At 59.3% G+C, this 12,371-nt stretch carries 13 protein-coding genes and 3 tRNA genes; 8 read left to right on the plus strand and 8 right to left on the minus strand.

Annotation, left to right across the window (positions count from 1 at the left end; genetic code table 11):
- Positions 1–121: 121 nt before the first annotated feature.
- The 4 genes from ACE4RL_RS13485 to ACE4RL_RS13500 form a co-directional block, all read right to left on the minus strand.
- Positions 122–1,207: an ABC transporter ATP-binding protein gene (locus ACE4RL_RS13485; RefSeq protein ID WP_375597637.1), complete on the minus strand. Its 1,086-nt coding sequence runs from the start codon at positions 1,205–1,207 to the stop codon at positions 122–124.
- Between the two features lie 6 nt (positions 1,208–1,213).
- On the minus strand, positions 1,214–2,149 hold the full coding sequence (locus ACE4RL_RS13490; RefSeq protein WP_375597638.1) for a carbohydrate ABC transporter permease: 936 nt from the start codon (positions 2,147–2,149) through the stop codon (positions 1,214–1,216).
- On the minus strand, positions 2,149–3,087 hold the full coding sequence (locus ACE4RL_RS13495; protein ID WP_375597639.1) for a carbohydrate ABC transporter permease: 939 nt from the start codon (positions 3,085–3,087) through the stop codon (positions 2,149–2,151). Before ACE4RL_RS13495 ends, ACE4RL_RS13490 begins: the two co-directional genes overlap by 1 nt.
- Positions 3,088–3,184: 97 nt before the next feature.
- On the minus strand, positions 3,185–4,426 hold the full coding sequence (locus ACE4RL_RS13500) for an ABC transporter substrate-binding protein (RefSeq protein WP_375597640.1): 1,242 nt from the start codon (positions 4,424–4,426) through the stop codon (positions 3,185–3,187).
- Positions 4,427–4,650: 224 nt separating this feature from the next.
- Here ACE4RL_RS13500 and ACE4RL_RS13505 point away from each other — a divergent pair, with 224 nt between their 5' ends.
- The 3 genes from ACE4RL_RS13505 to ACE4RL_RS13515 all read left to right on the plus strand — a co-directional run bounded on the left by ACE4RL_RS13505 (position 4,651) and on the right by ACE4RL_RS13515 (position 6,702).
- On the plus strand, positions 4,651–5,697 hold the full coding sequence (locus tag ACE4RL_RS13505) for a LacI family DNA-binding transcriptional regulator (RefSeq protein ID WP_375597641.1): 1,047 nt from the start codon (positions 4,651–4,653) through the stop codon (positions 5,695–5,697).
- Positions 5,698–5,753: 56 nt separating this feature from the next.
- A tRNA-Arg gene (locus tag ACE4RL_RS13510) sits at positions 5,754–5,830 on the plus strand.
- Positions 5,831–5,994: 164 nt separating this feature from the next.
- Entirely contained in the window at positions 5,995–6,702 is a 708-nt protein-coding gene (locus ACE4RL_RS13515; protein WP_375597642.1) for an HAD hydrolase-like protein, read from the plus strand.
- Here ACE4RL_RS13515 and ACE4RL_RS13520 read toward each other — a convergent pair.
- On the minus strand, positions 6,699–7,208 hold the full coding sequence (locus ACE4RL_RS13520; protein ID WP_375597643.1) for an ArsR/SmtB family transcription factor: 510 nt from the start codon (positions 7,206–7,208) through the stop codon (positions 6,699–6,701). The two genes, ACE4RL_RS13515 and ACE4RL_RS13520, sit on opposite strands and share 4 nt — an antisense overlap.
- Positions 7,209–7,373: 165 nt before the next feature.
- On the opposite strand from ACE4RL_RS13520, the gene ACE4RL_RS13525 reads away from it, so the two are divergent.
- Positions 7,374–8,060 carry a hemolysin III family protein gene (locus ACE4RL_RS13525; RefSeq protein WP_375597644.1) on the plus strand — a complete coding sequence of 229 codons (687 nt, stop codon included), beginning with the start codon at positions 7,374–7,376 and terminating at the stop codon, positions 8,058–8,060.
- Here ACE4RL_RS13525 and ACE4RL_RS13530 read toward each other — a convergent pair.
- Together ACE4RL_RS13530 and ACE4RL_RS13535 are read right to left on the minus strand one after the other, a co-directional pair.
- Complete coding sequence (locus tag ACE4RL_RS13530; RefSeq protein WP_375597645.1) at positions 8,044–8,442, minus strand: DUF192 domain-containing protein; 399 nt, start codon at positions 8,440–8,442, stop codon at positions 8,044–8,046. The two genes, ACE4RL_RS13525 and ACE4RL_RS13530, sit on opposite strands and share 17 nt — an antisense overlap.
- Positions 8,443–8,568: 126 nt before the next feature.
- A complete protein-coding gene (locus tag ACE4RL_RS13535) occupies positions 8,569–9,189 on the minus strand; it encodes a cold-shock protein (RefSeq protein WP_375597646.1) in 621 nt (206 codons plus the stop codon).
- Positions 9,190–9,379: 190 nt separating this feature from the next.
- Here ACE4RL_RS13535 and ACE4RL_RS13540 point away from each other — a divergent pair, with 190 nt between their 5' ends.
- The 4 genes from ACE4RL_RS13540 (at position 9,380) to ACE4RL_RS13555 (ending at position 10,704) form a co-directional block, all read left to right on the plus strand.
- A complete protein-coding gene (locus tag ACE4RL_RS13540) occupies positions 9,380–9,802 on the plus strand; it encodes a VOC family protein (protein WP_375597647.1) in 423 nt (140 codons plus the stop codon).
- 133 nt (positions 9,803–9,935) lie between these two features.
- Positions 9,936–10,412 carry a YcbK family protein gene (locus tag ACE4RL_RS13545; protein WP_375597648.1) on the plus strand — a complete coding sequence of 159 codons (477 nt, stop codon included), beginning with the start codon at positions 9,936–9,938 and terminating at the stop codon, positions 10,410–10,412.
- 93 nt (positions 10,413–10,505) lie between these two features.
- Positions 10,506–10,580, plus strand: a tRNA-Glu gene (locus ACE4RL_RS13550).
- 49 nt (positions 10,581–10,629) lie between these two features.
- Positions 10,630–10,704: transfer RNA gene (locus tag ACE4RL_RS13555), tRNA-Glu, on the plus strand.
- Positions 10,705–11,013: 309 nt separating this feature from the next.
- Here the strand turns inward: ACE4RL_RS13555 and ACE4RL_RS13560 are convergent.
- Positions 11,014–12,249 (minus strand): class I SAM-dependent methyltransferase, encoded by a 1,236-nt coding sequence (locus ACE4RL_RS13560; RefSeq protein WP_375597649.1) that lies wholly within the window; start codon positions 12,247–12,249, stop codon positions 11,014–11,016.
- Positions 12,250–12,371: the final 122 nt, after the last annotated feature.

A 12,371-nucleotide genomic window follows, 5' to 3' on the forward strand; every position in this document is an offset into this window, starting at 1 on the left:
CCAGCTTCCAGGCTGTCGTCGCCGCAGCCAGACAGATCGATCACCAGAAAAGTAAAATGGATGCCGAAACCGGCGGTCGGTGGCGCCATCTGAGCGCCACCGCAGTCTTGATAAATAGGCGTTAGAGGCGGGCCTCAGAGCCCGTATCGAACAGGGAGCCGCGTGCAATATCGAAACCGACGGTGATCTTATCGCCGTCCTTAATGTCAATATCGCTGCTGCAGCGGAACGTGACCGCCACGCCGGCGACCTTGGTCCAGGCCAAGGTCTCGGACCCCATGGGCTCGACGATTTCAATTTCCACTTCGGTCTTGAAGGGCATGTCTGCAGCCGCTTCTCCGACAAAGACATGCTCGGGACGAACACCGAGCACCGCTTTGATTGCACCGGCCGGTGCGGCAGCGGCAAATTCATAGGCGCCAACTGGTATCACGGTACCATCCTGGGCCGTGAACGTACCACCGTTCAGCGTACCCTCGATGAAGTTCATCGAAGGAGACCCAACAAACCCGGCAACATAGAGATTGACCGGCTTGTTGTAGATGGTGTGCGGGTCGGCCAACTGCTGGATGACGCCGTTCTTCATAATGGCGATGCGATCCGCCAGCGTCAGGGCCTCGATCTGATCGTGGGTCACGTAGATCATGGTGTTCTTGAGGCGCTGGTGAAGGCGCTTGATTTCGACGCGCAGGTCTGAACGCAGCTTGGCGTCGAGGTTGGACAGCGGCTCGTCAAAAAGGAACACGTCCACATCGCGCACCAGGGCGCGGCCAATGGCGACACGCTGGCGCTGGCCGCCCGAGAGATTGGCCGGCTTGCGATGCAAGAGGGGCTCAATCTGCAAGATTTCAGCGGCGCGCTTCACGCGCCGATCAATCTCCGCCCTGGGCATGCCGGCAACGCGCAGGCCAAAGCTGAGGTTTTTCTCAACCGACATCTGCGGGTAAAGCGCATAGGACTGGAACACCATGCCGATGCCGCGATCCTTGGGCTCTTCCCAGGTGACATTTTTGCCATTGATGAAGATCTGTCCGTCCGACACGTCCAGCAGGCCGGCGATACAATTCAGCAAAGTGGACTTGCCGCAGCCGGACGGCCCGAGCAGGACGATGAACTCGCCCTGGGCGATGTCGAGATCAAGATGCTCGAGGACCTTGACGTTGCCGAAGTTGAGCGAGAGGTCTTTGATGGAAACACTTGTTTGCATAGGATCTTATCCCTTCACGGCGCCGGCGGCGACGCCGCGTACGAACAGCTTGCCGGACACAAAATAGATGATCAGTGGCACGAGCCCGGTCAGCACGGTTGCAGCCATGTTGACGTTGTATTCAGGCGTACCCTGAGCCGAATTGACGATGTTGTTGAGCTGCACGGTCATGGGCAGGTTTTGCGTACCAGCGAATACCACACCGAACAGGAAGTCGTTCCAGATGCCGGTGACCTGAAGGATCAGTGCCACCACGAAGATCGGCAGCGACATGGGCAGCATGATCTCGAAGAAAATGCGCCAGAACCCTGCTCCGTCGACGCGGGCGGCCTTGAACAATTCCACCGGCAGCGAGGCGAAGTAGTTGCGGAACAGCAGAGTCAGGATCGGCATGCCGAAAATGGTATGCACGATGATGACGGCCTGCAGCGTACCGAAAATGCCCAGTTCGCGGGTAATCATCACCAACGGATACAGGAACACCTGATAGGGGATGAAGGAGCCGAAAATCAGGATGGAAAAGAAGATCTCCGAACCCTTGAACCGCCAGTTCACCAAGGCGTAGCCGTTCACTGCCGCGATGAAGATCGACACGATCGTAGAGGGGATGGTGATCTTCACCGAGTTCCAGAATCCAGGCGCAAGACCTTCACATGTCAGGCCGGTACAGGCGCTGGTCCAGGCCTTCACCCAGGCATCGAAATTGATCTGCCCGGGAAATGCGAAGATGTTGCCGAACCGGATTTCCGGCATCGTCTTGAAAGACGTCACCAGCATCACGTAGAGCGGGAACAGGAAGTAGAGGCTGAAGAAGACCAGCGTCGTGTAGAGCATGATCTTCTTTGGTGTGAAGAACGGCTTGGGCCTGGGCCCGCGCGGTTCGACACCAGCGTTGGGAGTTGCGGTCGGCTTGGAGCCGGACATTGTTGCGGTCTGGCTCATCAGCGGCGCCCTCTTCCACCGAATTCAAGATAGGCCCAGGGGACCATAATGATCAGGACTGTCAGCAGCATCATTGTCGCCGCGGCCAGGCCCTGGCCAATATTGCCGGCTGAGAACATGTAGTTGTAGACGTATTTCGCCGGCACTTCCGACGAGATGCCTGGCCCGCCATTGGTCAGAGCCACAACAAGGTCATAGAGGCGAACAATGCCGGACCCGATCAGCACCACTGCAGTGACGAGAACGCCGCGCATCATGGGCAGCACGACCGAAATGTAGGTGCGCCAAGTCGGAATGCCATCGACACGCGCGGCCTTCCAGATTTCTTCGTCGACACCGCGCAAACCTGCCAGCATGAGCACCATGCAGAAGCCTACGCCCTGCCAAAGACCCGCGATCAGCAGCGCGAAAAGCACCATGCGCGGATTGGCAATCCAGTCGAAGGTGAAGCTCTCCCAGCCCAGATTGCGCATCGTTCCCTGCAGGCCAAGCGTTGGATTCATGATCCACTGCCAGACAAGGCCCGTCACAATGAAGGACAGCGCAAAGGGATAGAGCATGATGGTGCGGAAGGCGCTTTCAAAACGGATCTTCTGGTCCATCAGGACCGCCAGCAGAAAGCCAAAGCCAAGGGTAAAGACCAGAGAGAAGACGCCATAGGTGACCAGATTGGTCACCGAGACATTCCAGCGCGAGGTCGAGAACAGGCGTTCGTACTGGTCAAATCCCACAAAGCTGCCGGTCGGCAACAGCCTGGAATTGGTGAAAGAAAAATAGATGGTCCAGATGGTGCAACCGATGAAGACGATCAGCACCGTCGCCATCATGGGGATAGCCGCTATCTTGCCGGACAGGTTGTGCAGGAAAATTCTATTCAGGAGGCTCGGCCGAGCAACTTGCTGCGCACCCTCCCCGGTGTGAACGGCTGTGTCCGCCATTACATCTCTCTCCATAAGGAAGTGGTCGACCTTGTCGAAAAGGTCGACCACCGCGTCTCAAGGGCGGGACCGGAGCCCCGCCCCAACATAGCGACTATCAGTCAGCAGACTCGATGATCGAGGCATAACGCTCGATGTAGTCATCGACAGTGATGTTGTCGTCGTCGAGGAACTCGGTGTTGAGGTCCTGGAGCTGCTGCTGGGTATCGCTGGAGAGCGCGAAGTCACCCGAGGGCAGCAGGCCCTTGTCGAGCATGCCGATAGCTTTCTGCATGCAGGGGTTGGCGGCCGACAGATCGATATCGGTGCGGATGGGCATGGAGCCCTTGACCAGGTTGAAGTTCAGCTGGCCTTCCGGCGAGATCAGGATCTTGGCCAGATCGGCCTGAGCCTGGATCACGGCCGGATCGGTGCCTTCAGGAAGAACCGGGAAGTAGAACGAGTCACCGCCACCGGTCAGCTGATCGCCAAGGCCGAGGGCCGGGAGACATTCATAGTCTTCGCCCGCGACGCCACCAGCAACCTGCAGGTCACCAGCAAGCCAGTCACCGTGGATGTTACCGGCAACTTCACCGGCCAGGATCTGATTGCCCACGTCACCGAAGGAGGGGACCATCATTTCAGGCGAGATCACCTGGCGCAGATCGTCGAGAGCTTCGGCGACCTTGCGGAACTCTTCGCCGCGAACGGCATCGGCGCTCTTGTCGCGGTTGATGGCGAGGACGAGATCCGAACCACCCAGGCCGGACATCAGCACACCCGGAACGCCCGAGAAGGGCCAACCGGTGGCAAGACCGAACGGCAGGATACCAGCTTCCTGGAGAGCCGGCCAGGAGGCAACGTACTCATCCCAGTTGGTCGGCACGGGCTGACCGATTTCTTCATAGGCCTTGGTGGAAAGCCACAGCCAGTCCCACGAGTGGATGTTGATCGGCAGACAGTAAATGCCGCCTTCATACATGCAGGGCTCGAGCAGGGACTGATCGACGTAGAAGTCGAGACCGCCCATTTCTTCGACGATCGGGGTCAGGTCGCGCATCAGGCCTGCCTGGATGAGTTCCTCGGCGTCGCGGCCGGTATTCATCTGCGTGGCACCCATCGGATCGCCGCCGATAATGCGGCTGATGATGACGGGGTTGGCGCCGGTGCCCGAACCAGCCAGAGCACTGTCGACCCAGTTATTGCCGGTCTTCTCTTCAAAAAGCTCGGCAAATTCGGCAATGGCCGCGGCTTCACCAGCCGACGTCCACCAATGGGTTACCTCCAGGTCCACAGCATAAGCAGACGTGGAGCCAAGGAAAGCAGTTGCCATAGCGGCAACCACTGCAAACTTCTTCATAGGTTGTCCTCCCAACGAACACGAGGAGCTAACGCTCCAGCGATGCACCAGACGCATAGTCGCCCTTCCAAATGGGCAGCCCGCGAATGTGTGTAATCGATTGCACTTGGGCTTGCTTACCCGTTGTGCAATCGATTTCAGGAGTTTCATACAAGCCTTGCGGAGATGTCAAGTTCGTTTTAGACCGTTTCCATAACTGACAGCGGGAGGGGGCGCTGCCGGCCATGTCAGAAGTGAAGAAAACGCCGACGATTCAAGACGTTGCGCGTTTTGCGAATGTATCAACTGCTACTGTGAGCCGCGCTTTGTCCAGCCCGGACAGGGTGAGCGAGAGCACACGAGCACGTGTGTCAGAGGCTATTCGTGTAACCGGTTACACGTTGAACCAGGCGGCGCGCTCCTTGCGGCAGCGCACGGCCAAGACAATTCTGGTTGCGCTGCCCGACATTCGCAATTCCTTCTTCTCGTCCATTCTCGACGCGGTCGAACGGGAAGCGACCAATCGCGGTTACGGCGTTCTGGTAGCCAATCTGTTTCTGGCCAGGACGCCAGCGCAAAGGCTGCAGGACTATATGTTGTCCAACAGGGCCGACGGTTTGCTGCTACTTGACGGCTCACTGGACCCGGCGACGCTGCAGACACTCTCCCGCCCGCCAAATTCGGTGCCGCTGGTTGTCGCTTGCGAGGAGATACCCAATTCGGGTTTCCACACTGTTCTTACCGATAATCTGGCTGCCGCCGAGCGAGCCACCCGGCATCTGCTCGACCTCGGACACCGGCGCATAGCGCATCTTCTCGGACCAGAGCACAATGCGGTGGCCCGCGACCGGTTGGCGGGCTACACCAATGCGCTGACGCGTGCTGGGCTCACTGTGCAACAGCAATGGATGTTTCGCGGCAATTTCGAAATGGAGAGCGGGTTCGCCGCGGCTGCGCACTTCATGTCTCTCAACGAGCGTCCGAGCGCTGTTTTCGCTGCCAATGACGAATCGGCGATCGGGTTTCTTTCCGGCCTGCGCCAGCACGGCCTGATCTGTCCGCGGGATATCTCCATGGTGGGATTCGACGATCTTGGTGTTGCTGCGCATTACACCCCGCCACTGACGACCATGCGCCAACCGCGCGAGCTGCTGGGACGCATGGCAGCCGAGATGCTGATCGATATACTGGAAGACGCTGAACATCGCCGTGGCCCAATGCGAATTGTGCTCAACTCGGAACTCGTCGTTCGAGAAAGCACGATGCACGTACCAGTGCAGGAAGCCGGTTGAGGCTTTTCGACGAGGGGTATGGCCTTGAGCACAAAATGAGTTAAACAGGCCCTGTCGGTCCCGTAGCTCAGCTGGATAGAGCAGCAGCCTTCTAAGCTGTTGGTCACAGGTTCGAATCCTGTCGGGATCGCCACCCTGCACAGCAGCACGCACACGCGATCCCACGCAATGCTCTATTAGTTCCATACACAGCAGGCCCTCTCCGCGAAAAAGGTTGTCCGGAGGGGCGAATTGGGCCAATTTGGGTGTCCACTGGGGGCAAGACCACTGGCTGAAAACGTAAACCGACCCACCATCGTGTTGTTCGATCTCGATGGGACATTGGTGCATCACATCAACCCGCGTGTGTTGCAGATGCTGGAATTCCTGGACGACTGCTCGCATCGAGCAGGGCGTCTGGTGGCACGCTTCCGGCTGGCGCGCCGCAGCATGGGGAAGACGCAACGAGCGCCAAGACTCCTTGTCCATCGCGCAATTCACAAGGTTCGGCGCAAGAGCGTCGAGCAAATGCTTGAACCGTGCGAAACAATGCGGAGCGTGCTGGAAAAACTGCGGTCCGAAGGAGTCGCTCTCGGCGTCGTCAGCAATGGGCTGGGCCGCGGTTACGGCCATGACGTTCTGGAGGCCTTTGATCTGCGACAGTACTTCCAGGCCGCAATCTTCCGCGAAGACGTCTCGCGCGGAAAGCCATGGCCCGATTCGATCGTTGCGGCGCTGAACAGCATTGGCCGGGACCTTCGGCGCAATGACGTGATCTGGTACATAGGCGACCAGCGCAAAGACATTGGCGCTGCGATGGCTGCCTCACAACTCATCGGGCAGACAATCCGGCCCATCGCTCTTGGCGCGCGAGCCGCGCTGGGGTCGGTCGAACACAGACTGTCGCCCACCCAGATCATGTGGACGCCAGGGGACTTTGAGCGTGCCGTGGCGCAGACATTTGCGCGCCCGCAGGAGAACGCTCCAATAATGGGTCCCCTGCCCGCTCCACAGACCTTGCTCTAGAAATCAAAACCCATCTGATTGGCTGGCGCTTGTCTGGTTTCGCGCGGGGTCTTCTCGGTCTTGGGCGGGAACAGCGGAGGCTCTGCCGCTTCAGCCAGGAGATTGACCGTCCTTGTCGGGCGCGACCTTTCCGTTGGCGTGGACTGAGACGGTTTTGCTGCTGACCGCTCCGGCCTTTGCGTGTTGGCCGCTTGCGCAGGCCGTTCCGGGACGGCGCCGCCCTCGTTCTCGCGCTGGAACACGGCATCGATCCACCTTGTCGCCCCTGAGAGCCTGGCGGGCTTGAGGGCATACAGATTTTCCCGCCCTTTCTTGACCTCGGCCACCAATCCGGCGGTCTTGAGCACGCGCAGATGCCGTGAGATGGCCGGACGGCTGATCGCAAAGGCGTCAGCCAGCGTATGCACGGGCAAAGGGCCGGATTGTAGGATTTCGATGATGCGGCACCGCGTGGCGTCGGCGAGGGCGGAGTAGAGCGCAACAGGAGGCTTGATACGTCGGGTCATGCTGCCGGTTAAAGTAACGGCAGCGTTACACGTCAAGCCAGCGCAGGACAGGCAAGGGATTGTTCACCAGAAATCTTTGTTGCCCGTCACTTTTGCGGATAGTGAGCTGAATGGAAACGTCTTGGTCACATCCGCGCCACACCATTTCGGCAAGGAGGCAGGATGATGACCCACGCTGTTCCCTCACAGACCAAGCTTGGCATGCGCCTGCGCCGTGCCTATTCGACTGCCGAACTCGTTGTCGATGCAGCGGTCCACATTCTGGGCCTGGTTGTCGCAATTGCCGCCGGATCGATCCTGCTCGCCCTGGCACTCCTGCACACGGCGCCTGAGGTCTTCCCTGCCCTGGCCGTTTATGTCGTCACCCTGGTGGTTGTGCTTGGGGTGTCCCTCGCCTTCAACCTCTGGCCGAATACCCCCGCCAAGAACTACCTTGCAAGGCTAGATCAAGCCGCGATCTTTCTCTTTATCGCCGGCTCCTATACCCCGTTTCTTGCCGTGATCGGCGGCACGACAAGCGGAGTGATCATGATGAGCCTCGTGTGGGGCGCGTCACTGGTCGGGGTTGCTCTCAAGCTGATCGTGCCCGAACGCTTCGGGCGGGTGGCCATCCTGCTGTATCTGGCCATCGGCTGGAGTGGCGTGTTGGTCTTCCAGTCTCTCGGGCAGGTCCTGCCCTCCTCAACCATGTGGCTGCTGTTGGCAGGCGGGGTCACCTATTCGGCCGGAATCATCTTCCATCTGTGGGAAAAGCTGAAGTTCCAGAACGCCTTGTGGCATGTGTTCGTGGTGGGCGGCGCCAGCCTTCACCTGTGGGCAGTGATCGACTGTATGGTCATTGCGCGGCTGTGATCCGCGGGTGCTCGACAGTATCGCCAGCATCAATACCCAGCTCGACCGAACGGCCGCCGGGAATTTCCAGAACGAACTGGACCGGACCAGCGGATGGTATGGATGTCCTGTCGTGCGGACGCGCATTGACGTGAATGTTTAGGATCGTGCCATCGGCCTCGATGAAGAGCATGTCGAGCGGGATGAAGGTGCTCTGCATCCAGAACGACACCGGCCGCTCCTCCCGGAAATCGAACAGCATGCCCGCGTCGTCCGCCAGCTCCAGCCTGTTCATCAGCCCCTTTGCCCGCGTCTCAGGCGTGTCGACAACTTCGACGTTGAAGGCGTGATCTCCACTCTTCGCGTGGATGACCAGGCGCGACTCTTCGCTGCACGCGGACAATGGCAGACTGATGAGCAAAGCTGCGGCGACTGCCGCTGCGGCCCTCAATGGTTGGAAGCGCCGATTGGGCGGTTGCGAACAGTTCAACATGTTCCAGCGACTTGTCCCTGAAGCGACTATTGGGCCCTAGTGCGAGGACGGCGCCTCGCCCCAGCCGTCGGGCCGAATTTCGGCGACCATAAGGCCCTTGGGCCCCTGACCATAGCGCACCAGAACAAATTGTCCCGGACGCAATTCCGTGATGCCGAAACGTCGCAACGTTTCCATGTGGACAAAAATGTCAGGCGTACCGTCGCCCGCGGAAAGAAACCCGAAGCCACGGATGCGATTGAACCATTTCACCTCCAGCCGAACCATGCCGGACGTTGCCTCGACCACCACATGGGTGCGTGGCGCGGGCATCTGCGAAGGATGGCGGGCTGTGGACTCATCCATGGAAACCACGCGAAAAGCCTGAAGGCCGCCCGGGCGATTGAGCGCCTCCACCACGATGCGCGCACCTTCATAGGCGGTCTGATAACCATCGCGGCGCAGGCAGGTCACATGCAGAAGAACATCGGCCATACCATTGTCCGGGACAATAAACCCAAAGCCCTTGCCGGCATCGAACCACTTGATTGTGCCTGCCACTTCAATGGTATCGCTGGCCGGCTCATGACCAGTCTGCGTATGGTCGTCACGCACCGCCTCACCCGACTGCGTCAGGTTGATGGCACCGTGACCCTCGCCATTGCCATTGGCCCCCATATTCCAAACGCCTTTTCACTCGCCCGCAACTTGCGGGTACGCCTCACTAGACAATCCACAGTCTGGCCGATTCAGCGGCAAAAGTTAAGAAGATCTTGCGATTTTGTTGACAGGTGCCGGAAGCGCGTCATTGCGGCTAAGGTGCAGGCTTGCTAGGCCATGGCCGCAACATAAGCCAAAGGAGAATGCCTTGAAGTATTTGCACACCATGGTGCGAGTCACCGATGTCGAGGAAAGCCTTCGGTTCTATTGCGAGGGGCTGGGCCTGGAGGAGGTGCGGCGCACCGATAATGAAAAAGGCCGCTTCACCCTCATTTTCCTGCGCGCTCCGGGCGACGAGGGTGGCGAAGTCGAGCTAACCTACAACTGGGACCCCGATCCTCAGCCCTATGCCGGGGGCCGGAATTTCGGCCATCTCGCCTACCGGGTTCAGGACATTTATGCGCTCTGTCAGCACCTGTCGGACATGGGTGTAACGATCAACCGGCCGCCTCGCGACGGGCATATGGCTTTCGTCCGCTCGCCCGACGGTATTTCTGTCGAACTGATCCAGGACGGCCACCTTGAGCCGCAGGAACCCTGGGCCTCGATGCCCAATACCGGATCCTGGTAAGCGATTGCCAAACTTAAGGTTTCGCTAACTGTACCGCTTAGCGTGCGGTTAGCGAAACCGATCTAATTTTAGCGACTGAACCCCACTACCCTTTGCCTGTTGCCAATATGCGACACGCCACGGGAAGGTCGCCATGTCTCGCCTCCTACGTCTTATCTCTGTCGCGTTCGCCTTCACAGTAGTGCTCGCGGGCTGTGTGCCCATGGCCATGTTCGCCAGCGGCAGTGGTCCCGGCTATTCGGGCCTGAAACAGGACTGGGGCACCTATGTCAGCTCGAACAAGGTGAATGCGCTGTGCATCTCGCCAAAGCTGCGGTTCGTGATCTGGGAGTTCGAGGGTCGCTTCGGCAGAAAAGTGGTGATGAACTCGGGATACCGGAACGCCTTCCATAATGCCTCTGTGGGCGGCGCCGACAACTCGTATCACACCAAGTGTATGGCGGCGGATTTCTACATTCCAGGTGTTTCCAAGCAGGATTTGATCGCTTTTGCCATGACAGTCGACGGTGTGGGCGGGCTGGGCTGCTATCCGGGGCGCAGTTTCATCCATATCGATGTCCGCGACAGGCCACGCGGCTATCGCAGGCCCGTTACCTTCTCCGGCTGTTGATAAACTGGCCTGGAGAAAAAAACCTCACGCGATCAATGCAAACGGGGTTGCACAATCCAAGGCACCCCATTATACGACGCCCATCGCGCTGATGCGCCCTTCGTCTATCGGTTAGGACGGCACCCTTTCACGGTGCAGAGAGGGGTTCGATTCCCCTAGGGCGTACCACCTTCCCCTGCCTTTCCAGGCATGCGGGACGGCAGAGAGCGATGACCGTGCGCCCATCGTCTAGCGGTCAGGACGACGCCCTCTCACGGCGTAAACAGGGGTTCGATTCCCCTTGGGCGTACCAATCTCTCCAAGACTTACCTATACGATGCCACGACTCGGCGCCTGATTGCGCGACGCAAAAGAGGTCGCTGGGCGGCGATGACGCATACCCTCCTTGATGGCGATGTTTTGGTCGCCGTGTTGCTGGCGCAGGGCGCCGGTGCACCGAGGATTCGGCTGCCATGGCGATCGCCGCCCCTGCGCTTTGGTCAGCAAGGCCTGAGGGTGGCGAGCACGGTCGCCGACTCGCTGCACGAACGAAGTTGAGTGTTTGGCCTGCTATGCCCGGGGGATTCGTTTCACCCTCTGGGCGAGTCATGTGAGTGCAGGTTCAGGACGGCCGGCGATATTGATAGATGCCGACATCAATCGAGCCCTCGGCGAAACCGGCCTCACAATAGGAGAGGTAATAGACCCATTTGCGCTTGAAGAACTCGTCATAGCCCAGCGGAGCGATCATCGGCCATCGTTCAAGGAAGCGCTCACGCCAGAGCCGCAGGGTCCTGGCATAGGATTGGCCGAAGGTTTCCACCTGTTCCAGCGCCAAGCCATAGCGCTCGCCGAATTCCTTCATGACCGTCTTGGTCAGCAGCATGCCCCCGGGGAAGATATAGCGCTGGATGAAATCCGGGCCGGATCGATACCCTTCGAAGTCGGCTTCATTGATGGTAATGGCCTGGATGGCCGCCGTGCCGCCTGGCTTGAGACGATCGTGCAGGGTCTGGAAGTAGCTCGGCCAGTTGTCTTCCCCAACAGCCTCGATCATCTCGATTGAACCAATGTGGTCGAACTGCCCCTGGGTGTGGCGATAGTCTTCGAAGACGAGACTAGCATATTGATCGAGGCCCTGGCGCTTCAGCCGCTCCAGTCCGAACTTGAGCTGCTCTGCCGACAGAGTGATCCCTCGCAGGTTGGCCTGGTAGTCGCGCGCGACCGTCTCGGCGAAGCCGCCCCAGCCGCAGCCGATCTCAAGTACGGAAGAGCCTTCCGTAATGCCGGCCATGTCAGCCACACGGCGGTATTTGGCCAGTTGCGCCTCTTCCAGGCTCTGGTCCCCCGAGGTGAAGACCGCGGAGGAATAGGTCATAGAGGGATCGAGCCACTGGCCATAGAAATCATTGCCGAGGTCGTAGTGCTCGGCGATGTTCTTCTTGGATCCTTCCAGGGTGTTGCGGCGCGACAGGTGATAGTGCAGATCGGCGGCGGCACGGCGAAAGAAGCCCTTGCCCGCCGCGTCGAACATGTCGCGGTTTTGCAGGAAGAAGCGGAAAAGCGTGGTCAAATCATCGGACTCGATGTGACCATTCATGTAGGCAGCGGCAAACCCGACGGTGCCGCGCTGCATGGCCTCGGAAATGACCTTGAGGTTGTTGAGGCGCAGCGTGGCATGCTCCCCCACGTTCCCCTGCCCCACGGTCCTAGTGCGACCATTGGGAAAGATCACGGTCAGCGACCCATACATGGGCTTGCCGATCAAGGAGACACCAACCTGTTCCACCAGCCAGGAGGTCAGGTGCGTCCAGAGAGAAGCGCCGGTCTGAGAATGTTCGACGGCTGTTTTTGTCATTGTGCCGCTTGGTCCAACTGTAACAACAAGTGGCGGCGCAGCGTAGGCCCGTCGCCAAGCATTCGCGTCAGAATGGCCCTGCTGGAGAGGCGTCGCCTCCCCCCGGACACCTGAATATAGTT

The organism is Devosia polycyclovorans (assembly GCF_042181575.1).
In the GTDB taxonomy this organism is placed as follows: Bacteria; Pseudomonadota; Alphaproteobacteria; order Rhizobiales; family Devosiaceae; genus Devosia; species Devosia polycyclovorans.

Bases quoted from the DNA above. Each gene is read 5' to 3' on its own strand.
- ACE4RL_RS13545 (WP_375597648.1), top strand. From the start codon at position 9,936: ATGTCTCGCCTCCTACGTCTTATCTCTGTCGCGTTCGCCTTCACAGTA.
- ACE4RL_RS13535 (WP_375597646.1), bottom strand. From the start codon at position 9,189: ATGGGGGCCAATGGCAATGGCGAGGGTCACGGTGCCATCAACCTGACG.
- ACE4RL_RS13490 (WP_375597638.1), bottom strand. From the start codon at position 2,149: ATGAGCCAGACCGCAACAATGTCCGGCTCCAAGCCGACCGCAACTCCC.
- ACE4RL_RS13560 (WP_375597649.1), bottom strand. From the start codon at position 12,249: ATGACAAAAACAGCCGTCGAACATTCTCAGACCGGCGCTTCTCTCTGG.
- ACE4RL_RS13485 (WP_375597637.1), bottom strand. From the start codon at position 1,207: ATGCAAACAAGTGTTTCCATCAAAGACCTCTCGCTCAACTTCGGCAAC.
- ACE4RL_RS13495 (WP_375597639.1), bottom strand. From the start codon at position 3,087: ATGGCGGACACAGCCGTTCACACCGGGGAGGGTGCGCAGCAAGTTGCT.
- ACE4RL_RS13505 (WP_375597641.1), top strand. From the start codon at position 4,651: ATGTCAGAAGTGAAGAAAACGCCGACGATTCAAGACGTTGCGCGTTTT.
- ACE4RL_RS13500 (WP_375597640.1), bottom strand. From the start codon at position 4,426: ATGAAGAAGTTTGCAGTGGTTGCCGCTATGGCAACTGCTTTCCTTGGC.
- ACE4RL_RS13520 (WP_375597643.1), bottom strand. From the start codon at position 7,208: ATGACCCGACGTATCAAGCCTCCTGTTGCGCTCTACTCCGCCCTCGCC.
- ACE4RL_RS13525 (WP_375597644.1), top strand. From the start codon at position 7,374: ATGACCCACGCTGTTCCCTCACAGACCAAGCTTGGCATGCGCCTGCGC.